This is a genomic window from Actinoplanes sp. NBC_00393 (genome assembly GCF_036053395.1).
Classification (GTDB): Bacteria; Actinomycetota; Actinomycetes; order Mycobacteriales; family Micromonosporaceae; genus Actinoplanes.
Genome location: NZ_CP107942.1, coordinates 6,930,074 through 6,950,982, shown reverse-complemented (window position 1 = coordinate 6,950,982; position 20,909 = coordinate 6,930,074). Strand labels below are relative to the sequence as shown.

Sequence of the window (20,909 nt, the reverse complement as noted above, 5' to 3'; positions counted from 1 at the left end):
CTGGGTCCATCGTGACGCTCCGGATCGAGGCCGGGCAAACACCGGCGTGCCTAGCTCGCGCCGGAAGGATAAAGGCTCATCACCCCAGCTCGTCTCAGGTGTGGCCGGTCGCCGGAATTTCGGCGCGTGGCGACGCCGCGGAGTAAGCCATTAGTGTCGGGGTGTGATTGTCACGAACGTCGATGCCATCGTGGTCGGTGCGGGCGTCTGCGGTTTGACGAGCGCCCTGTGCCTGGCCCGGCGAGGGTTGTCGGTGCGCGTCGTGGCGGATCGGCTGCCACCGCACACCAGCTCCTGCGCGGCGGGAGCGATGTGGGGTCCCTTTCTGGTCGGCCATCCGGATGCCGCGCGGTGGGCGAGGCAGAGCCTTGCCGCCTTCCGTGAGCTCGCGGCCAAGCGCCTCGCCGGGGTGACGATGGTGCGTGGCATCGAGGTGTCGCGGGACTTCGCCGTTCCGCATCCCTGGCTCGACTTCACCGGCGACCTGCAGCGCTGTGACGAGAGCGGATGGCCGGGTTATCGCAGCGCCTGGCGGTACACCACAGCGGTGGTGGACATGCCGGTCTACTCGGAGTACCTGCTCGCCGAGCTGCGCGCCGCGGACGTGGTGGTGGAGCGGCGGGAGATCGTCTCGCTGCACGAACTGAGAGACCTGGCCCCGGTCGTCGTCAATTGCAGCGGATCCGGCGCCCGCGAACTGGCCGCGGATCCGGAGCTGATTCCGGTCCGCGGTGTGGTGGTCGTGGTCGGCAACCCGGGGATCGACACCTTCTTCGCCGAGGAGGGCACGGGTCCGGAACTCACCTACATCATCCCGCACCGTGACACGGTGGTGCTGGGCAGCACTCTCGAGTCGCCGGACTGGGCGGCGATTCCGCAGGCCACGGCGGTGCAGCGGATCCGGGCCCGGTGCGCGCGGATCGAGCCGCGGCTGCGGAACGCCCCGGTGGTCGCGGTCCGGGAGGGACACCGGCCGGTGCGTGACCGGATCCGGCTGGAGGTGGCCGGCCTGGGCGATCAGCTCGTGGTGCACAACTACGGTCACGGCGGCGGTGGAGTGAGCGTCTCCTGGGGATGCGCACGCGATGTCGCGTCCATGGTGGAGGCTTGCCTGACCCGGATATATTGACCGCTACGCAGCGCTGCCGGGGAGCGCCGCCGAGTGATCGCCGTGACGGCTCTGCCGCTGCCCACTCCGGCTGTGGCGAGCACTCCGGCGAGGGGAGAAGCGCTTGACCGAGGCCTACATCTCCGCCACGTTCGAGGATCTGAAGGAGTGCCGCCAGGCGGTCCGTGAGGCGCTCGAGCTCTTCGGCCTGTCGTTCCGGACGATGGAGAAGTATTTCGCCGGTAGCCGTACCCCCTTGGCGCGCTGCCTCGCCGACGTGGAGTCGTGCGACATCTACATCGGCATCTTCGCGTGGAACTACGGGGACACGCCGCCCAAACAGTCGAAGTCCTTCACCCACCTGGAGTACGAGCACGCCGTCGCCCGCGGCAAGGACTGCCTCATCTTCCTGCTCGACCCGGAGGCGCCGTGGCCGGTCAAGTTCGTCGACCGGGGCCCGCGATCGGCGCAGGTCGACGCGCTGCGCAAGGTGCTGCAGACCGAGCACCTGTGCAACTTCTTCAGCTCGCCCGGTCAGCTCGCGCTGCTGGTCTACGGCGCGGTCCACAAACTGCTGGAGGAGCAGGCCCAGGAGGAGGGTCCGGCCTCGGCCGGCCCGGTGCTGCCCGGCCTGAGCCCGGCGGCGACCGAGCACTACTTCGAGCGCCTCCGCCAGCAGTACGGCGGGCTCGACCTGCTCAACCTGAACCCGCAGGAGTACCTCGGCACCCAGTTGCTCGACGTGTTCGTGGAGCCGCGCGCGCGTGCCGAACAACCCCCCGAGCTGGACCGTCCGCCGCGGGGGAGCGCCGACTCGGAGCGCCTCGACCGGTCGGCGCTGCCGATGTCCTGGCCCGGGCAGCCGGTCTTCGACGTGATCTGCGGGCGCGACCAGCACCGTCTGGTGCTGATCGGCGACGCCGGTGCCGGCAAGTCGGCGGTCGTCCGCCACCTCGCGCTCGCTCTGGCCCGCGCGCACGGCGACGAGCGCCTGGCCACCCTCGCCGATCACCTGCCGATCCTGATCGAGCTCCGGTCGTACGCGGGGGCCGTCGCCGCCGGCCAGTGCCGCAACTTCCGGGAGTACCTGGCGTATCGCGCGGCCTCCGACGGCTACCAGGAGGAGCCCGACGGCCTGCACCTGCATCTGGCCCGCGGTGACCCGGCGGTGGTGGTCTTCGACGGTCTCGACGAGATCATCGACCGGCGTGTCCGCGAGGAGACGGCCGGACAGATCGCGGCTTTCGCCGAGAGTTTCGCGAACGCCCGGGTCGTGGTGACCACCCGCCCCGCGGAGTACAACCGGGCCGCTCTGGCCGCTGCCGGCTTCGCCCATCACACGCTGCAACGGTTCTCGCCGGAACAGACCGCAGAGTTCATGAACCGCTGGTTCCAGGCGGTGGCCGAGACCGACGCCGCGGCCCGGCGCGAGGTGGTTCTCAGCACCATCCGCCGCTCGCCGGAGCTCACCGAGCTGGCCGGAAACCCGATGCTGCTCAGCATCCTCGCGGTGCTCGGGCGGCACCACATGCTGCCGAAACAGCGGTGGCGGCTCTACCGCAAGGCCGCCGAGACATTGGTGGACAGCTGGGACGACAGCCGGCTGGTGGACACCCCGACCACCTCGCAGTTCCTCGACGCCGAGGAGAAGCACAAGCTGCTCCGCTCGCTGGCCTTCGACATGATGTCCGGCCGGCTCGGACCGCACGGCGACGACGTCGGCGGCGACCAGCTCCGGCAGATCTTCGCCCGGCACCTGGAGCAGCAGGGGTCGAACTGGGCGGAGGCGAAGGCGTCCGCCAAGCAGGCCATCGAGCAGTTGCAGACGCGCAGCTTCGTGCTGGGCCGCGCCGGTCACGCCGACTACCGCTTCGTGCACCGGACCTTTTTGGAGTTCTACTGCGCGTGGGCGATCGTCGAGCGCTTCAAGCGGCACGAGTCCTCGTTCGAGGAGATCCGGACCCTGTTCCGGGAGCGGTGGGCGGACCCGGGCTGGCGGGAGACGCTGCGGCTGGTCGCCGGCCAGCTGCGGGTGCCGCTGGCGGCCGATCTCGTCGAGCTGCTCGTCACCGAGATCAACCCGGACTGGCACCGGGATCCGCCGGCCGACCCACCGTGGAACGTGGCGCTGGCCGTGCAGTGCCTGGCCGGGATTCATCCGATCGGGGGCGCCGGGCATGCCGCCGGTCTGGTGTTGCGGCAGGTCGGCCTGGTTCTGGAACACTGCGCGGCGACACCGTCTGAGCCCGGTTCGGCGTACGCGGACCTGCTGGTCGACGAGCTGATCCCGGCCGTCGAGGCGGTCGGTTCGAGCTGGCCGGACGGCGAGACCTACCTGGGGTGGTACCTACGGGAGGGCGTGCGGATCGTCGGCAACCCGGCCGCGGTCTCGGCGGCCCGGCTCGCGGCGATCCTCGCGCAGCCGGGGGAGCGGCTGAAGGCGAAATTCGAGTCCCAGCTCGCCGACGCCGACGTCCGGATCGTCTGCGCCGCGGTGGCCGGCCTGGGCGAGCTGGCGCAGCAGGCGGTCCGGCACGAGGCCACCGAGCAGGGCCGGGCCGCGCTGGAGCCGCTGCTGAGGGTGGCACACACCGGGCCGGCGGTCGTCCGCCTCGCCGCGGTTCAGGCGCTGGCGCCCCTGGTCGCGGTCTACACCGAGGCGCGGGACGTGCTCTTCGAGGCGGCGGGTGAGGACGCATTCTCGACGGTTCGGCTGGCGGCCGTACAGATTCTCGGTGAGCGCCTGAGCGGTGAGCCGGAGGTCGAGGAGATCCTGCTGACCTCCCGGCGCGACGACCATCATCCAGCCGTGCGCGCCGGGGCGGTCCGGATCCTGGCCCGCAGCGGGCAGCTCTCCGGCCGGGTGAGGGAGGCGCTGATGGACGCCTGCCGCCGCGACCCGGCGCCGGAGGTCGTGGAAGCGGCCGCCGCGGTGCTGCTGCCCCGGGCCGACACCGACGGGGAGGCTCGCGAGCTGCTGCTGACCCGTTTGCGTACCGGTGAGTCCGCCGGGGTCCGCCGCACCGCGGTCGGGCTGCTCGGCCGCAGCGGCCCGGAAGGCGCCCTGATCGAGCGGATCCGCGAGGACGTGGACGGGCTCGTGGTCCGGGACGCGGCAGTCGCCCTGGCCGCCCGTGGTCAACGGCCGCGGGACCGGTCATGGGAGGCGCTGGTGACCCGCCTGGTCACCGAGCCGGACGAGGTGATGCGGCGCGCCGTGGTGCGTACGCTGAGCGGCTCCTACCGCTCCTACCCCCGCCTGGAGGCCACCCTGACGGCCGCGGCGGGCGACGACGAGCCGTCTGTTCGGCTGGCCGCGGTGCAGGGGCTGACGGATCTGCCCGAGACTCCGGCCCGCCAGGATCTGCTGATCCGCCTCGCCGGTAAGGACCCGACCCCGCCGGTCCGGCGCGCCGCCGTCGAACTGCTCGCCGCGGATCGCAGCGAGTCCGCGACACAGGCGCTGATCCGGGCCGCGGTGAACGATCGGGACACCGAGATCCGCGCGGCCGCCCTGCGCGGTCTCTGCGGCCGGCCCCTGGACCCGCCGTCCGGCGGCGAGCTGGTGCTGCTCACCGGCGACGGGCATCATCCGCAGATCCGGCTGGCCGCGCTCCAGGTGCTGATCGGGTTCTGCCCGTCCGGGGTCGACCTCGCCGCGGTGCTGCTGGACCGGCTCTCCCACGACAGCGTGGGTGAGGTCTTCGCCGCCGCGGCGGCCGCTGCGGTGGGCGACACCGCCAACGCCGCCCCGTTGTGGAACGTGATCGCGGACCGGGCCACCAGAGACCCGAAACCGGAGATCCGCGCGGTCGCGGTGGAACTGCTCGGCACCGGCGCCGACCCGAAGACCGCCGCCGAGGTCTTCCGCGACCGGGTCCGGTACGACGCAGACCCGGCCGTGGTCGCCGCGGCGGCGGGCGCGGCCGCGGCGCTCCCACAGGAGGAGCTGCGGGACGACCTGCTGGCCCGGCTCGCCGACAGCGAACCGGCGATCCGGCAGGTGGTGATCCGGGCGCTGGCCGGCTGGCTCACCGACGACGCGGTCCGCACGGAGGTGCTGGTGCTGGCCCGGGCCGCCGAGCAGCACGAGGTGCGGCGCGCAGCGGTGGAGACCCTGGAGCCGGTCGCGCACCTCGACGACGTGCAGGAGGTCCTGTCCTACTGCACCCATGACGACGACTTCGCCGTCAGCAGCACCGCGGCCAACCTGTTGCGCCTCAGCGGCCGGTGGCGGGAGACCAGTCGTTGATGAAGGCGTAATCGATGCGGTCGAGGATCTCGGGCGGCAGCTTGATCCCCTCGTCGGCGGCCCGGTCGTTGAGGTCTTCCATGATCAGCGGATCGAGCCCGACCTGGTGCAGAACCGTGCGCGCAGCCATCTCGACCTCCATGAAGCGGGTCGGGAGGATGGAGAAACTCCGGTATGCGCAGAACGGGTTGTTGGTGTTGGTCAGCTTGATCACCGGGGGCAGATCGGACCAGTCGGTCGGATAGTCACCGGCCAGCCTCACCGGCTTGGTGAGCTGCTTCTCCTCCGGCCGGAGCAGGCCCAGGCGCAGGAGCTGCCACACCGCGGCGAGGAAGGAGCACGACCACAGGTTGTCCCGGATCTGCACGTCCATGAAGATCGAGTGCCGATTGGCGGCGGTCTGCTCGGGGCTGCGCCACGTCTCGCCCGCCATGGCCGGCGCGACCGCGGGGTCGAAGGACCGGCGGCCGTTCGCCAGCCAGCCGCTCTCCTTGAGCGGGGGCCGGCTCCCGTTGGCGCCGGGCAGGGCCTCCGGCACGATCGAGTTGAAGACCTGCTGCGCCAGCTTGGTCGTCCCGAACTCGGCGCAACTCGACTCGCGGGCGATGTAGTCGATGATCACCCCGCTCTTGGCAGCGGCGTCGACCACCTTCTTGATGATCACTGCCGGTTCGTCGAGGCGGCTGAAGTAGTCGTCGATCAGAAAGCAGGTGCTGACCCGTGGTGACTTGATGCCCCAGCGACCCATCGACTTGATGGCCTCGAGCCAGTGCGAGACGCTCCGAAAGTGCTCGGCGAGCCGGCTCTCGCTCTCCGCCGCCTGCAGATCCTCCATGTAGAGGTGGCCCAGCTCGAGTGAGACGTGTGAGAGTCCCACAGAGGGAGCGGTTGGCTCGGCCGCCGTCTCCCGGTAGACCGAACGGGGGCGGTGCGGGGCTACCGTCATAGGGTCTCCCAGGCAGAGTCGTCGACGAGGCGCCTCGCCAACGAATCGAAGGCGTTCCGCGTCTCCTGCTTCGCGACGCCGGCCACCACGTCCTTGTCAGTGATCAACTGTTCCTGCCATTGCAACATGGGATCGAGCGGTACGGTCCCTAATACCAGATTTTTGCCGACTTGGTGCTGTCCCGCCAGCCGAGTGAGTCGCTGATTGCACTCGGTGAGCCAAACGTCCTGCTTGGCGGTGAGGCCGCTGTGTGTCGACGGGGTCGGGTCGATCACCGCGGTCCGGACGTATCGAAGATTGTTGGCGAACTGCTGCCGGTCGTGGCCCGCCGCCTCGGCGTTGGCGAGCAGGCCGCGGGGACCGTTGACGAGACCGCCGGCCGCCACCACGTGCTGCCGGGTCCACCGGTGGAAGACCAGCCAGCGGCTCATGATGTTGCGCATCTCCGGCCTGGCGGTCACCTTCAGGGCCATCTCGACGGCCAGGTTCCGCCCGGCGCTGAGATCGACCATGCAGAGGCTGAACTCCTCGTTGAGCCGCAGGAACAGGTTGAGGCACTGGTCCTCGAGGTCGGTCCGCTTCGGGAAGTCGCCGCTGCCGACGTCACCCGGAAGCAGGACCAGCCGGCCGGTGTTCGCCTGGCCGTCGCTGATCGCGCGCCGGTCGGTCGACGTCCAGATGTCGATGCGCTCCGGTTCCTCCACCTCCTGCAGCAGGAAGCGGTAGAGGCCGGACCCGCTGTGCGTACCGTTCTCGGCCTTCTCAATGCCGAAGATGGCGCCCGCTGTCGGGGAGCCGAAGTCGAAGTCCAGGTAGCAGACGTCGTTGCCCTGCAGCGCGCTGCGATACAGCAGGTTGCTGCTGGTCACCGACCGGCCGGTGCCGCCCTTGTCGGACGCGGCGAAGACGAACATCAGATCGCCGTGCTTTCGTTGCCGCGGACGGCGTCGAGGCCGTCGAGTTCCAACAGGATCCAGTTCACCAGGGCGGTCGCCGCTCCCGGCCGGGTACGGGCGATGGACCGCGCCCGTTCGAGCTTGGACCGGATCTCGGTGAGGACGTCCACGACGCCGAGGCTGGCGTCGGTGGTGCCCCGCATGAGCTCCATGTCGTACAGATGCTCGGCCTCGAACAGCAGGTCGAAGGCGTGGATCACGAGCCGGTCGTTGACGATCGGCTCCTCGCTGAGCAGGTTCGCCGTGCTGACGAGGCCGGCCACCACCCGCTCGGTGTAATACCACGAGGGCTCTTTGTGCTCGGGCAGCTCGGCGAACACGTTGGACGGCTGGTCCCACAGTCTCCGGTGGTTCTTGCCGGTCAGCCGGCGGCGGGCCAGGTGGTCCCAGACGCCGTCCGCCAGGCGGAGCAGGCGTGCGCGCTCCTCCACGTCGTTCAGCAGGCCCGCGATGGCGACGGCGCGCTGGAGCAGCAGGGAGGCGAACTCCTCGACGTACCAGATCGACTTCGTCTTGTCCGGTGAGTCGGTGTCGCTGCCCTCCAGGACGACTTCCAGGCCGGGGTTGTGCAGCAGCAGCCCGGAGTCACCCTTGCGGTACTGCCGGGTCACCCGGCCCTCGTTCGACAGGTCGGAGAGGACGGCGCCGATCCGGGCGAGCCTGGTGTCCGCGCCGCGCCGCCGGACCAGGTCCTTCACGACGATCGAGGTCACCAGAAGGCTGTAGTACTCACTGCGCAGGCCGTCGGTGGTCTGCCAGGGTGGGTCCTCGAGCGGCCAGGTGGGACCACCGCTGAACGTCGCCACGGTCGCCCAGTAGGTGAGCGTGAGATCCCAGCGCAGCTGCAGCGCACGGGACAGGCGCTGCTGCTCCTCGTTGAGCAGACCCAGGACACGGGTCCGTTCGGAGAAGAGGTCCTCGATGGCGTCGACCGCCACCACGGTGAAGTAGAGGTACGGCTTGTTCTCGGCGATGCCGTTCGGCTGGGGGCCGATGTCCTCGGTCTCGTCGGCCGGGATGCCGACCGGCGCCTCGGTCCCGGTGCCCGGCTCGCTGCCCCGGTTGGCCGGCTTGTATTCCAGCATGACCTCGGGGGCTTCCCGGACGATGCCCCACGACCAGCCGCACTCGAAGAGCGTGTTGGCGCCCACCAGCCGCTGGGTCTGGCCCGATCCGATCAGGACCTCGCCGAACGACGCGATGGTCTCCTGCAACGCCGTCCGGAACTGGCTGACCACGGCCTTGGACGGCGCCTGGCTCTTGTTGATGGTCTGGAGCAGGATCTGCCCGGCTTCCTCGTCCGCGTCGAAGACGTGCGTGGAGAAGCTGCGCAGCAGACCGACCATGGCCGCGGTGAGCCGGGTGCTGGCCAGAGTCTCCAGCTCTCGCAGCTCGCGGCGCAGGTCCTGCCGGGTGACGGACTGCCGGAAGATGCGGACGAAACCGATGGTCGCCAGCGACAGCGTCACCGAGATCGCGAACGAGTCCACGATGTCCCGGCCCAGCTGCTCCTTGGCCAGCTCGGCGCCCTTGTGGGTCTTGTAGTAGCTCCCACCGGAGAAGATCGGGCGGTTGCCGTCCTTCTCGTCGATGTACCGAGTGAAATACTCCGTCGCGATGCGGACCAGGTTGATCGGGATGGTCGTCTCGTCGCCGAGCGGCCGCAGCGCCCGGACCATCGCGTCGGCGGTGGCGTTCGGCCGGTCCAGCGCGAACGGCGTGACCTGGGTCGCCGGCAGCAGGATGCAGAGCAGCTGCTCGGCGTCACTGATGGAGTTGGATCCGTCGCGGCCACCCCAGTGCCATCGACCGTCGCGCCAGGAGCTCTCCACGGTCGCTTTCCAGGTCTCCAGCAGATGCTGTCGCGGTTCGATCCTCACCGGTGCACACCACCATCTCCGCAGACGGGCCCGAGGGCGACAGATGCCCGCGGCTCACCGGCTGCGCCGAGGGGGCCTCGGCCGCCCGGCGTGCCGCGAAGCCGGATCAACGGACATCCTGTTCGGTCGATGGCCGCCCGATCCGCGCTGACTCCCTCATGATGTCGCACCCGTCAAGCTATCAACCTCGCAGGCGCTCAAAAGTAGCGTCACGAGCGGGGCGAAGTCGATCCAACCCTCCAATGGAGAGCGAATTGAGATCCAATGGAGAACGAAAGAAGCGGGGCGACGGACCAGTGGTCCGCCGCCCCGCTCCTCCGAACGTGTTGTACTCAGCTCGCCTGTTCGGCCAGGGCCAGGAACTGCTTCTTGGAGGCGAGCGCCTGCTCCGCCTCCTTGACCCGGCGGGCGTCCCCGGCGGCCTGTGCCCGGGCCAGCCGCTGCTCGGCCTCGGCGACCTGCTCGCGCATCTGGCGCAGCAGCGGGTTGTCCTGCGGGCTGGTCTTGCGCCACGCCGAGTCCATCGCCACCCGGATCCGCTCCTCGGCGTTCCGCCAGCGGCGGTCCAGCGAGGCGGCCGACTCGCGCGGCACCCGGCCGGCGTCGTGCCAGGCCGCCTGGGCGTCACGCAGCTTGTTCTGCGCGCCCCGCGGGTCGGCGTCGACGTCGAGCGCCTCGATCTCGGCGAGGATGGCCTGCTTCTTCTCCAGGTTCCCCTGGTACTCCGCGTCGCGGGCGGAGAAGACCTCGCTGCGCCGGGTGAAGAAGGCGTCCTGAGCGGCCCGGAAGCGTTCCCAGAGGCGCTGCTCGGCCTCCTTGGCGGCGCGCGGCGCCGCCTTCCACTCGGTCATCAGCTCCTTGAGCCGGTTCGCCGTGCTCGACCACTCGGTCGAGTCGGACAGGCTCTCCGCCTCCTTGACCAGCTCTTCCTTGGCCGTCTGGGCCTGCTTGCGCTGGCCGTCGAGGGTGGCGAAGTGCGCGCCGCGGCGGCGGGTGAAGCCGTCCCGGGCGGCCGCGAACCGCTTCCACAGCTCGCCGTCGGTCTTCTTGTCGACGCCGCGGATGGTCTTCCACTCGTCGAGGATCTCCTTGAGGCGGTCGCCGGCCGACTTCCAGCCGGTCGCCTCGTTGGCGATCTTCTCCGCCTCCTCGACCAGGGCGGTCTTGCGCGCGAGCGCCTCGGTCCGGGCCACCTCGCGGGCCGCCCGGGCCTCCCCGGCCTTCTCCTCGGCCAGACCGGCGAGCCGCTCCAGCCGGGCCGCCAGACCGTCGATGTCACCCACCACGTGGGCCTCGTCGAGCTGGGTGCGGAGCCGCTTGACACTGCTCAGCGAGTGCGAGGCGTCGGCCGCGCCGGACTTGAGGCGAGCCTCGACGAGGTCGACCTCGGTGACCAGGTCGTCGAAGCGCCGGGCGAAGTGAGCCAGCCCTTCCTCCGGCGTGCCCGCCTGCCAGGAGCCGACCACCCGGTCGCCCTCGGCGGTCTTCACGTACACGGTGCCGTCGGCATCCACGCGCCCGAAGGCCGTCCAGTCGTTCATGAGCTCATCCTCGTTCTCCCGGCGTCATCGGACCCGGTCGGGCCCGTGGCCACCGCCACAGCACAGTTGAATGCAATCTTCCCACCGGCATTCTTTCTCGCGCATTGTCACAGGTCCAACCCGGTTAGGGGAAAGCTCCCGCCGACGACCGTGACACAACGGTGTCCTACGGTTGGCCCGTGCCGTTCCGGACAGGTCCCCGCGTGGTCACCGTCGTCGGCCCCACCGCGGCCGGCAAGTCCGCGCTGAGCATTTCGCTCGCGCACGAGCTGGGCGGCGAGGTGGTCAACGCCGACTCGATGCAGCTCTACCGGGGGATGGACATCGGGACCGCCAAGCTGACGCTCGCCGAGCGCGAGGGCGTGCCGCATCATCTGCTCGACATCTGGGACGTCACCGAACCGGCGGCCGTCGCCGAGTACCAGCGGCTGGCCCGGGCGGCGATCGACGACATCCTCGGCCGCGGGCGGGTGCCGCTGCTGGTCGGTGGTTCCGGTCTGTACGTACGGGCGGTGCTGGAGGACTTCGACTTCCCGGGCACCGATCCGGCGGTCCGGGCGCGCCTGGAGGGCGAGCTGACCGAGATCGGACCGGCAGCGCTGCACGAGCGCCTGCGGGAGCGGGATCCGGACGCGGCCGCGAAGATCCTGCCCTCCAACGGCCGCCGGATCGTCCGCGCGCTCGAGGTGATCGAGCTGACCGGGCAGCCGTTCACCGCGGCGCTGCCGGACCCGAAACCCGTCTACGACGCGCTCCAGATCGGTGTCGACCGCGACACCGCCGAGCTGGACGAGCGGATCGAGCAGCGGGTCGGCCTGATGTGGGCGGCCGGGCTGATCGACGAGGTGCGCGGGCTGGACGGCATCCGGGACGGCCGGACCGCCTCCCGGGCCCTCGGCTACCAGCAGGCCCTGGCCCAGATCGACGGCGAGCTCACCGAGGACGAGGCGAAGGCCGACACGGTCCGGGGCACCCGCCGCTTCGTCCGCCGGCAACGCTCCTGGTTCCGCCGCGATTCCTCGATCACCTGGCTGGACGGCGCCTCCCCGACGCTCGTGGCGGACGGTCTCGCGCTTGCGCGATGATTGTCCGCGTGCGTTTTACCAAGGGCCATGGAACCGGCAACGACTTCGTCATCCTCCCCGACCCCGACGGTGAGCTGGAGCTGACACCCGAGCGGGTGGCGGCGCTCTGCGACCGGCGCCGGGGGATCGGTGGCGACGGCGTGCTGCGGGTGGTGCGCAGCGCCAAGCACCCGGAGGCCGCCGGGCAGGCCGGCGAGGCCGAGTGGTTCATGGACTACTGGAACAGCGACGGTTCGATCGCCGAGATGTGCGGCAACGGCGTCCGCGTCTTCACCCATTACCTGGTCAGTAACGGGCTCGCCACGCCCGGCCCGGAGGGCCTGCCGGTGGCGACCCGGGCCGGGATCATGGTCGCTCAGGTGCGGGAGGAGACCATCCGGGTGCGGATGACAACCCCTCGGGTGTACGCGGGAAGCACCGCGACCATCGGAGCCCTGACCGTCCCCGGAGTCGCGGTGGACTGCGGCAACCCCCATCTGGTCTGCAACCTGCACGACGGGGTGGCGCTGGCCGGCCTCGACCTGACCCGGGCGCCCGGTCACGACCCCGCGGTCTTCCCCGCCGGGGTGAACGTCGAGTTCGTCGAGCCGGCCGAGCCGGTCGACGGCGTGGACGGGCACGTCCGGATGCGGGTGCACGAGCGCGGCTCCGGCGAGACCCTCTCCTGCGGCACCGGCGCCCTGGCGGTCGGCGCGGTGGCGCTGCGCGACACGGGCCTGGCGGCCGGTTCGATCGCCGTGGACCTGCCCGGTGGCCGGCTCGTCGTGACCCACGACGCCGACGGCGCCTGGTGGCTGGAGGGCCCGGCGGTGCTGGTGGCGACCGGCGAGGTGCTTTGATGCTGCACCGCGTCGCGCACCGCGGTTACTCGACGGTGGCGCCGGAGAACACGCTGCCCGCCTTCGACGCCGCGCTGCGGGCCGGGGCGACCTTCGTCGAGTTCGACGTCCGGGTCACCCGCGACGGCGTACCCGTGGTGATCCACGACCGGACGGTCAATCGCACGACCTCCGGCGTGGGCCGCGTCTGGGACCTCAGCCATGCCGAGATCGCGGCCCTGGACGCGGGCTCGTGGTTCGGCGCCGGGTTCGCCGGTCTGCGGGTGCCGACGCTGGCCGAGACGCTGGACCTGCTGGCCGCCGGCCCGGCCGAGCTGCTCGTCGAGATCAAGCCGCCGGCCACGCTGGACGAGGTCAAGACGATCGTCGCCCAGCTCGCCGAGCGGGACCTGCTGGACCGTTCGGTCATCCAGAGCTTCGACGCCGACGTGATCCGCAAGGTGCGCGGGCTCGTCCCCGGCGTACGCCTCGGGCTGTTGCTCTTCCGATTCGACGCGGAGACCGTGGCCGCCTGTCAGGAGCTCGGCGTGGCCTACTGCAATCCGGACCTCGAGGATGTCCTGGCCCGGCCGGAGACGATGGCCGGACTGGCCGAGGCCGGGGTCCAGGTGATGCCCTGGACCCCGAACGACATGGCGCGATGGCGTCCGCTGGTGGACGCCGGGGTGGCCGGCCTGATCACCGACCACGTCGGCGAGCTCACCGGCTGGGCCAACGCCTAGAAGACGCCCTCCGGAGCCTGGTCGAGCTCGGACTCCGGGGCCGCCGACGGGTTGGTCGGCGCCGGCACGCCCTTGACCGCGGCCCGGATCGCGGCGGCCACGGCCGGCGTCACCCGCTGGTCGAAGACGCTCGGGATGATCACGGTCGGGTTGAGCTTGTCCTCGCCGACCACGTCCGCGATGGCCCGGGCCGCGGCGAGGGCCATCTCCTCGGTGAACTCCTCGGCGCTGACGTCCAGCATGCCGCGGAACACGCCGGGGAAGGCCAGCACGTTGTTGATCTGGTTGGGCTGGTCCGACCGGCCGGTCGCCACCACGGCGGCGTGCTTGCGGGCCTCCCGCGGGTCGACCTCCGGGTCCGGGTTGGCCAGTGCGAACACGATCGACTTCTCGGCCATCCGGGCGATGTCGTCGCCGGTGAGCAGGTTGGGCGCGCTGACCCCGATGAAGACGTCCGCGCCGGCGATCGCGCCGGGCAGGTCGCCGGAGTAGTTCGCCTTGTTCGTGTTGTCGGCCAGCCACTGCCAGGTCTCCGACATGTCCGGCATCCCGCGGTGCAGGGCGCCCTTCCGGTCGTACGCGATGATGTCGCCCACACCCTGCCGCAGCAGCAGCTTCATGATCGCCGTGCCGGCGGCGCCGGCGCCGGAGACGACCACCTTGACGTCCTGCATCCGCTTGCCCACCACGCGCAGCGCGTTGGTGAGCGCGGCCAGCACACAGATCGCGGTGCCGTGCTGGTCGTCGTGGAAGACCGGGATGTCCAGCAGCTCCCGCAGTCGCGCCTCGATCTCGAAGCACCGCGGCGCCGCGATGTCCTCCAGGTTGATGCCGCCGTAGGCGGGCGCGATCGCCCGGACGATGTTCACGATCTCGTCGGTGTCCTGGGTGTCCAGGACCACCGGCCAGGCGTCCACGCCGCCGAACCGCTTGAACAGCGCGGCCTTGCCCTCCATCACCGGCATCGCCGCGGCCGGCCCGATGTTGCCCAGCCCGAGCACCGCCGAGCCGTCGCTGACCACCGCGACGGTGTTCCGCTTGATGGTGAGGCGGCGGGCGTCGGCCGGGTTCTCGGCGATCGCCATGCAGACCCGGGCCACACCCGGCGTGTAGGCCCGGGACAGCTCGTCCCGGTTACGCAGCGCGACCTTCGACGACACCTCGATCTTGCCGCCCAGGTGCAGCAGGAAGGTCCGGTCGGAGACCTTGCGGACGTCCACGCCGTCCTGGTCCTCGAGCTGCTTGACCACCTGGTCGGCGTGCGCGGCGTCCGCGGTGTCACAGGTGAGGTCGACGAGCACGTGGGTGGGGTCGGAGTCCACCACGTCCAGTGCCGTCACGATCGCTCCGGCCTCACCCACACAGGTGGTGAGCCGGCCGATGGACGAGGCGTCCGCGGTAACAGCGATGCGAATCGTGATCGAGAATCCTGCGCTCGGCAGGCGGGTGGTCACCACGGTGTTCCCTCCGACGTTGGTGGGTGGTCTCCGCATTGTCGCTCTTGCGGAATAGTCGATTCGCCCGCGGTGGTTACTAGTGAGTTAGCCCAGTTATGTGGATGCGCCGCCCGACGGGACATGCCACGATCGGGCGGAGGAGGTCACTTTTGCGAAACACGTACCAGACACCCGTCCTTGACGAGCTTGATCCCACTACCGGGGAGCTCGAGCTCGAGGAGCGGCACTCGCTCAGGCGGGTGGCGGGTCTTTCCACCGAGCTGACCGATATCACCGAGGTCGAGTACCGACAGCTGCGACTCGAGCGGGTCGTGCTGGTCGGCGTCTGGACCGAGGGCAGCGTCGAGGACGCCGACAATTCACTCACCGAGCTGGCCGCCCTCGCCGAGACGGCCGGTTCCCAGGTCCTCGAGGGCCTGATCCAGCGCCGCAAGCAGCCCGACGCGGCCACCTTCATCGGCCGGGGCAAGGTCGACGAGCTCCGCGACGTGGTCGTGAGCAGCGGCGCCGACACCGTCATCTGTGACGGCGAGCTGTCCCCGTCCCAGCTGCGCAACCTGGAGCAGCAGATCAAGGTCAAGGTGGTCGACCGGACCGCTCTGATCCTGGACATCTTCGCCCAGCACGCCAAGAGCCGCGAGGGTAAGGCGCAGGTCGAGCTGGCCCAGCTGCAATACCTGCTGCCCCGTCTGCGTGGTTGGGGTGAGTCGCTGTCCCGGCAGGGCGGTGGCGCGGGTGGCGGTTCGGGCGGCGGTGGCGTCGGCACGCGTGGTCCCGGTGAGACCAAGCTGGAGACCGACCGCCGGCGGATCAACACCCGCATCGCGAAACTGCGGCGCGAGATCAAGGCCATGAAGACGGTACGGGAGACCAAGCGCTCCCGCCGTGCCGCGAGCGGTGTCCCCGCCGTGGCGATCGCCGGTTACACCAACGCCGGCAAGTCCAGCCTGCTCAACCGCCTGACCCAGGCGGGCGTGCTGGTGGAGAACGCGCTCTTCGCCACGCTGGACCCGACCACCCGGCGGACAGCCGCGGAGGACGGGCGGGTCTTCACCCTCTCCGACACCGTCGGTTTCGTCCGGCACCTGCCGCACCAGATCGTCGAGGCGTTCCGCTCGACCCTGGAGGAGGTGGCCCGGGCCGACCTGGTGGTGCACGTCGTCGACGGCGCCCACCCGGACCCGGAGGGTCAGGTCAGCGCGGTCCGCGAGGTGCTGGGTGAGGTCGGCGCCGACCGGATTCCCGAGCTCCTGGTGGTCAACAAGGTCGACGCCGCCGACGAGGAGACGAAACTCCGGCTCAAGCGGACCTGGCCGGATGCCGTCTTCGTCTCCGCCCGCTCCGGTACGGGTATCGCCGAGCTGCACAAGGCGATCGCCGACCGGCTGCCCCGCCCGGCGGTCGAGCTGACCGTCCTGGTGCCCTACGACCGGGGTGAACTGGTGGCCAGGGTGCACCGGTCCGGTCAGGTGCTGCAGTCACGCCATCTGGACGACGGCACCGAGCTGCGCGTCCGGGTGGACGAGCAATTGGCCGCGGAGCTGGCCGACTTCCGCTGCTGACCATCGAGCGCTCCACCAGCGTTGATCCACACGTAATACCGGTACGCGACGCCGCATGCGACACTGTTCGGATGCGGCGTCTCGTGTTCCCGATCATCGTGGGTCTTGGTCTGGTGATGGTCGGTTCCTCCAGCGCGTCCGCCGAGGACCCGACCCCAGCGGCGACGGTCAGCGCGAAAGCGACGCCCGGCAAGAAGCTCTGCAAGATCACCGACAAGCGGATCGACGAGATCTCCGGCATGGTGGCGACCAGCAAGGGCTACGTCGTCGTCAACGACAGCGTCACCGACGACGCCAAGAAGAAGATCTTCTTCCTGGACCAGGAGTGCAAGATCGTCGACGACCAGGACTACAGCGGCGCCGGCCCGCTCGACCCGGAGGATCTGGTCCTCTCCGCCGACGGCGACACCCTGTGGATCGCCGACATCGGCGACAACGACGTCCGCGGCTCCGACCCGGATCCGCGCCCGAGCATCGCGCTCTGGAGCATGCCGGTCAGCGGCAGCAAGAAGCCGGTGCTGCACCGGCTGAGCTACCCGGAGGGCGACGCCCACGACGCCGAGGCGCTGCTGCTCAACGGCGACGGGACGCCGCTCGTCGTGACCAAGGAGATCGGCAAACCGGCGTACGTGTACCAGCCGACGGAGCCGCTGAAGGCGAAGAACTCCGAGCCCATCCCGATGAAGCGGGTGGCGGAACTCAACATCAACGCCACCGAGACGGCCGGCAACACGCTCGCCCGGATCGGCAATAAGACGATCACCGGCGGCGCGGTGGCTCCCGGCGGGGCTCGGGTGACGCTCCGGACGTACACGGATGCCCTGGAGTGGGACGTCGCCAACGGCGACGTGATCGGCGCGCTGAAGACGCAGCCGCGCACCACCGGCCTGCCGAACGAGCCGTTCGGCGAGGCGATCACCTACAGCGCGGACGGAAAGACCTTCCTGACCGTCTCCGACATGAACGGTGACGCCGAGACCGCCAACAACATCCGGCAGTACACACCGGCGACCACGGTGGCCGAGATCTCCGAGAAGTCCGGCCAGAACGGCAGCGGCGACTCGTGGTACTCGGACCTCACCCTCGACGACGTCACCTACATGGTCGGCGGCGTCGGCGCGCTCGGCCTGATCCTGGTCGGCGTCGGGGTCTTCGGCATCATGCGCTTCCGCAAGTCCCCGCAGGCGGCTGTGAACGACTCGGACAGCCTGTCCAGCGGCCTGAACACCACCGACCCGGAGACCGAACTCATCGGCGTCGGCGGCCTGCCCCAGCGAGCCGGCGCCTACGGCGGCGCGGGCGGCCGTCCCGGCCCGGTGTACGGCGGCGCGCAGTCCGGCCCGGCGGCGGGCGGCGCGCAGCGCGGCACCGGCGTCTACGGCGGCCAGGGCAACGGCCCGGCCGGTCCCGGTGGCGGTGCGGCTCGTCCCGGCAGCGGTGGCCCCGGTGGCGGTGGCGGCCCAGTCGGCCCCGGTGGCGGTTCGGCCGGTCCGGGTGGCGGCGGTAAGGGTCCGGGCGGCGGTCCCGGTGGCGGCCCGCAGTACGGCCGGCCCGGAGGTGGCCAGCCGGCTCGCGGCCCGCAGCAGCCGCGCGGCCCGCAGCAGGCCCCAGCCCGGAACCCGCAGGCGCCGCCGGTGCGTGGCCCGCAACCCGGGCGTGGCGGCCAGCAGCCGCCCGCTCGTGGCCCGCAGCAGCAACCCCCGCGTAATCCGCAGCAGCAGCCACCGGGTCGTGGGCAGCAGCAGCCCCCGCGCGGTCCGCAGCAGCAACCGCCGGGTCGTGGGCAGCAGCCGCCTCCCGGCCGGGGGCAGCAGCCCCGCGGTGGTGGCGGCGCCTACGACGGTGGCGGGCGCGGACCTCAGCAGGGGCGCGAGCCTCAGCAAGGCCCGGGACAGCGGCCGGGCGGCACCTACGGTGGCCGACCGCAGGGGCCCGGCCAGGACGGGTATCAGCGCTGACAGACGACGAAAGGCCGGCTTACTCGTACGGGTAAGCCGGCCTTTCATTCTGTGGCCTGGCTTTCTTTGTGGCCGGCCTCGTGCTGAGTACCGGCTCCTGGTTGCCGGCTCGGTTCTGGTCAGCTGTCGGCGAACGGACGCCTGGTCTCCGGCTCGTGGCCCGATCTCCTGATCATGGGCTGGCCAGGGCCGGCTCCCAGCCCGGCGCAGGATGCGGTGCCCGGCCGAGGGCTGCCGGATCGAGGGCCAGCTGCCAGCCCGGCGCAGGATGCGGTGCCCGGCCGAGGGCTGCCGGATCGAGGGCCGGCTGCCAGCCCGGCGCAGGATGCGGTGCCCGGCCGAGGGCTGCCGGATCGAGGGCCGGCTCCCAGCTGGGTGCAAGATGCGGCGCTCGGCAGAGGGCTGCCGGGCCGGAAGCGCGTTCGGCCTAGGACCGGGCAGCCTCATGTTCACTGTCAGGGCCGCCCTCGCGAGGTACTGTCCGGCATGCCGGACATCTCGGCTTTGCGCGGCCTGCACCGCCCGGAGCGCACCCCGCGCAGCCGTGTTCGGGTCAGCGGTCAGACGCGACGGAGGACCGCCACCACCCGACCCATGATCGTTGCGTCGTCACCGGGGATCGGGTCGAAGGCCGGGTTGGCCGGCATGAGCCAGACATGCCCGTCCCGCTGCCGGTAGCTCTTGACCGTGGCCTCACCGTCGATCATGGCGGCCACGATGTCGCCGACCTCAGCGTTCGGCTGCTGGCGGACCACGACCCAGTCACCGTTGCAGATCGCGGCGTCGATCATCGAGTCGCCCTTGACCTCGAGCATGAAGACCTCGCCCTCACCGACCAGCTCGCGCGGCAGCGGGAAGAAGTCCTCGACGGCCTGCTCGGCCAGGATCGGGCCACCGGCAGCGATCCGGCCGACGAGCGGCACGTACGCCGGCTGCGGACGGGCGGCCCGCATCGCCTCGTCGTCGACCAGCTCACCGGGCGCACGGACGTCCACCGCCCGTGGCCGGTTGGGGTCGCGGCGCAGGTAGCCCTTGGTCTCGAGGGCCTTCAACTGGTACGCCACGCTGGACGGGGAGACCAGCCCGACGGCCTCGCCGATCTCACGGACGCTGGGCGGGTAGCCGTACCGCTCCACCCAGTCCCGGATGAACTCCAGAATGCGGCGCTGCCGCGCGGTGAGATCGGTGGCGACCGCCTCGGGCAGGTGGCCGACCGGCGTCACCGAGCGCAGCTGTGGCGCGTCAGCGCTGCGGGCGCGGCTGGGGGTGCGGCGCCGCATGGCCGCCGAGGCGCCGACCGCCTCGGGTTTCCCGGTCTGTTGCTGTCGGCTCGTCCGGTCGTCGGTCGACACGTCCGCCCTCCCTGTCGGCCAGTGCCTGTCGGCACGTGGTGCGTCGCGGAGCCGAACATCCGCCGTGGGGATGGCGTTTGTCCGGCTGACCCCTCTTGAATGCAAAACCTAATAGGCGGGTCCGACATATTCAAACATCTGTACGAGATTTCCCCGGCGTGTTGCGCTCAAGTGCTCGACTTCCGTACCTGTGTTCTGATAGACCGTCGTACGGGCGTTCTATCGAACGGGTGTCCTAGGAGGGGGAGTCTCGTCATGGTGACCACTGGTGCACGGCACGTCGAGCCGCCGTTGCGGCTCACCCGGCGCGGCCGGGTCGTGCTGCTCAGTCTGTTCTTCATGATGTCGGCGTTCGCGAGTGTCGTCTTGTTCACCACCGCCTCCCAGGGTTGATGTATGTCCCGAACTGACCACTGATCGGCGCGTCGAGCCCTACTTCCCGGGCGCTCCGCGTGATCGTGACATCACCCCTGGTGGTGAGGCGCAAAATACGGCGCGTCGGCACGCCACTGAGCTTGCATCGGCGTCCGCCGGGGCATAGCGTCTACCCCAACATCTAGTGGTTACAAAGATGTAAGTCATCCACAGGTTGGGTTTCCTCTCCCCGGTTATCCACATGTCGTCCACAGCATCGCGATGGTCGTGACCATGGCGGAGCTGCGCTTCAGCATGTCCGGATTCCGTGGAGCGGTTGTCCGGAAGGGGTCGCGGTGCGTTGCCCGTACTGTCGTCATGCCGATTCGCGCGTGGTCGACTCGCGTGAGGCCGATGAGGGTCAGCTGATCCGTCGCCGGCGGGCGTGCCCCGAGTGCGGCAAGCGGTTCACCACGGTCGAGGAGGCGATCCTCGCGGTCGTCAAGCGCAGTGGCGTCACCGAGCCCTTCAGCCGGACGAAGATCATGAGTGGGGTCCGGAAGGCCTGTCAGGGCCGGCCCGTCGACGAGGACTCGATCGCGCTGCTCGCGCAGCGGGTGGAGGAGACCGTCCGGGCCCGCGGCGCCGCCGAGATCCCCAGCCACGAGGTGGGCCTGGCGATCCTCACGCCGTTGCGTGAGCTGGACCAGGTGGCATATCTCCGGTTCGCCAGTGTCTACAAGTCGTTCGACTCTCTCGACGAATTCGAGAAGGAGATCGCGGCACTGCGCGACGCGGCGGTCGTCAGGGAGCCCGGGACGCGACACGCCGTCGCGCCGCGGTCCGGCGGTCGCGCACCAAAGCTCAACGGCTGATCACAGCCTGCATTCAGCTGGT

The 20,909-nt window shown here is 70.5% G+C and carries 15 protein-coding genes; 9 read left to right on the top strand and 6 right to left on the bottom strand.

Going from position 1 to position 20,909, the window contains the following annotated elements; all coding sequences use genetic code 11:
• The first annotated feature begins 163 nt into the window (after positions 1 to 163).
• A complete protein-coding gene (locus OHA21_RS32140) occupies positions 164 to 1,129 on the top strand; it encodes an FAD-dependent oxidoreductase (protein WP_328461303.1) in 966 nt (321 codons plus the stop codon).
• Between the two features lie 103 nt (positions 1,130 to 1,232).
• Positions 1,233 to 5,360, top strand: a complete 4,128-nt coding sequence (locus tag OHA21_RS32135; protein WP_328461301.1) for a HEAT repeat domain-containing protein — start codon at positions 1,233 to 1,235, stop codon at positions 5,358 to 5,360.
• Here the strand turns inward: OHA21_RS32135 and OHA21_RS32130 are convergent.
• The 4 genes from OHA21_RS32130 to OHA21_RS32115 all read right to left on the bottom strand — a co-directional run bounded on the left by OHA21_RS32130 (position 5,329) and on the right by OHA21_RS32115 (position 10,683).
• Positions 5,329 to 6,306: an SCO2522 family protein gene (locus OHA21_RS32130; protein ID WP_328461299.1), complete on the bottom strand. Its 978-nt coding sequence runs from the start codon at positions 6,304 to 6,306 to the stop codon at positions 5,329 to 5,331. The genes OHA21_RS32135 and OHA21_RS32130 overlap by 32 nt on opposite strands.
• Entirely contained in the window at positions 6,303 to 7,220 is a 918-nt protein-coding gene (locus tag OHA21_RS32125) for an SCO2523 family variant P-loop protein (protein WP_328461297.1), read from the bottom strand. Before OHA21_RS32125 ends, OHA21_RS32130 begins: the two co-directional genes overlap by 4 nt.
• A complete protein-coding gene (locus tag OHA21_RS32120; protein WP_328461295.1) occupies positions 7,220 to 9,142 on the bottom strand; it encodes an SCO2524 family protein in 1,923 nt (640 codons plus the stop codon). The genes OHA21_RS32125 and OHA21_RS32120 overlap by 1 nt, the downstream gene beginning before the upstream one ends.
• 332 nt (positions 9,143 to 9,474) lie before the next feature.
• On the bottom strand, positions 9,475 to 10,683 hold the full coding sequence (locus tag OHA21_RS32115; RefSeq protein WP_328461293.1) for a DUF349 domain-containing protein: 1,209 nt from the start codon (positions 10,681 to 10,683) through the stop codon (positions 9,475 to 9,477).
• A gap of 179 nt (positions 10,684 to 10,862) precedes the next feature.
• On the opposite strand from OHA21_RS32115, the gene miaA reads away from it, so the two are divergent.
• The 3 genes from miaA to OHA21_RS32100 are packed head-to-tail and all read left to right on the top strand — an operon-like array spanning position 10,863 to position 13,329.
• The gene (miaA, locus tag OHA21_RS32110; protein WP_328461291.1) at positions 10,863 to 11,768 is read left to right on the top strand and encodes a tRNA (adenosine(37)-N6)-dimethylallyltransferase MiaA; all 906 of its coding nucleotides are present in this window, start codon (positions 10,863 to 10,865) and stop codon (positions 11,766 to 11,768) included.
• 8 nt (positions 11,769 to 11,776) lie between these two features.
• A complete protein-coding gene (gene dapF / locus OHA21_RS32105; protein ID WP_328461289.1) occupies positions 11,777 to 12,607 on the top strand; it encodes a diaminopimelate epimerase in 831 nt (276 codons plus the stop codon).
• Positions 12,607 to 13,329, top strand: a complete 723-nt coding sequence (locus tag OHA21_RS32100; RefSeq protein ID WP_328461287.1) for a glycerophosphodiester phosphodiesterase — start codon at positions 12,607 to 12,609, stop codon at positions 13,327 to 13,329. Before dapF ends, OHA21_RS32100 begins: the two co-directional genes overlap by 1 nt.
• On the opposite strand, the gene OHA21_RS32095 is transcribed toward OHA21_RS32100, so the two are convergent.
• Positions 13,326 to 14,822, bottom strand: coding sequence for an NAD-dependent malic enzyme (locus tag OHA21_RS32095; RefSeq protein WP_328461285.1), 1,497 nt, complete (start codon positions 14,820 to 14,822; stop codon positions 13,326 to 13,328). The two genes, OHA21_RS32100 and OHA21_RS32095, sit on opposite strands and share 4 nt — an antisense overlap.
• A 113-nt stretch (positions 14,823 to 14,935) precedes the next feature.
• Here OHA21_RS32095 and hflX point away from each other — a divergent pair, with 113 nt between their 5' ends.
• Both hflX and OHA21_RS32085 read left to right on the top strand, forming a co-directional pair.
• Complete coding sequence (hflX, locus tag OHA21_RS32090; RefSeq protein ID WP_328461283.1) at positions 14,936 to 16,348, top strand: GTPase HflX; 1,413 nt, start codon at positions 14,936 to 14,938, stop codon at positions 16,346 to 16,348.
• Positions 16,349 to 16,419: 71 nt separating this feature from the next.
• Positions 16,420 to 18,306 (top strand): hypothetical protein, encoded by a 1,887-nt coding sequence (locus OHA21_RS32085; protein ID WP_328461281.1) that lies wholly within the window; start codon positions 16,420 to 16,422, stop codon positions 18,304 to 18,306.
• 560 nt (positions 18,307 to 18,866) lie between these two features.
• Here OHA21_RS32085 and lexA read toward each other — a convergent pair.
• Positions 18,867 to 19,586 (bottom strand): transcriptional repressor LexA, encoded by a 720-nt coding sequence (lexA, locus tag OHA21_RS32080; RefSeq protein ID WP_328478649.1) that lies wholly within the window; start codon positions 19,584 to 19,586, stop codon positions 18,867 to 18,869.
• A 327-nt stretch (positions 19,587 to 19,913) separates the two neighbouring features.
• On the opposite strand from lexA, the gene OHA21_RS32075 reads away from it, so the two are divergent.
• Positions 19,914 to 20,051, top strand: coding sequence for a hypothetical protein (locus OHA21_RS32075; protein ID WP_328461279.1), 138 nt, complete (start codon positions 19,914 to 19,916; stop codon positions 20,049 to 20,051).
• A 317-nt stretch (positions 20,052 to 20,368) separates the two neighbouring features.
• Entirely contained in the window at positions 20,369 to 20,887 is a 519-nt protein-coding gene (nrdR, locus tag OHA21_RS32070; protein WP_328461277.1) for a transcriptional regulator NrdR, read from the top strand.
• Positions 20,888 to 20,909: the final 22 nt, after the last annotated feature.

Coding starts and splice junctions, on each gene's coding strand:
- OHA21_RS32130 (WP_328461299.1), bottom strand. CDS start 6,306: ATGACGGTAGCCCCGCACCGCCCCCGTTCGGTCTACCGGGAGACGGCG.
- OHA21_RS32125 (WP_328461297.1), bottom strand. CDS start 7,220: ATGTTCGTCTTCGCCGCGTCCGACAAGGGCGGCACCGGCCGGTCGGTG.
- OHA21_RS32115 (WP_328461293.1), bottom strand. CDS start 10,683: ATGAACGACTGGACGGCCTTCGGGCGCGTGGATGCCGACGGCACCGTG.
- OHA21_RS32075 (WP_328461279.1), top strand. CDS start 19,914: ATGGTGACCACTGGTGCACGGCACGTCGAGCCGCCGTTGCGGCTCACC.
- OHA21_RS32085 (WP_328461281.1), top strand. CDS start 16,420: ATGCGGCGTCTCGTGTTCCCGATCATCGTGGGTCTTGGTCTGGTGATG.
- OHA21_RS32095 (WP_328461285.1), bottom strand. CDS start 14,822: ATGCGGAGACCACCCACCAACGTCGGAGGGAACACCGTGGTGACCACC.
- OHA21_RS32100 (WP_328461287.1), top strand. CDS start 12,607: ATGCTGCACCGCGTCGCGCACCGCGGTTACTCGACGGTGGCGCCGGAG.
- lexA (WP_328478649.1), bottom strand. CDS start 19,586: ATGCGGCGCCGCACCCCCAGCCGCGCCCGCAGCGCTGACGCGCCACAG.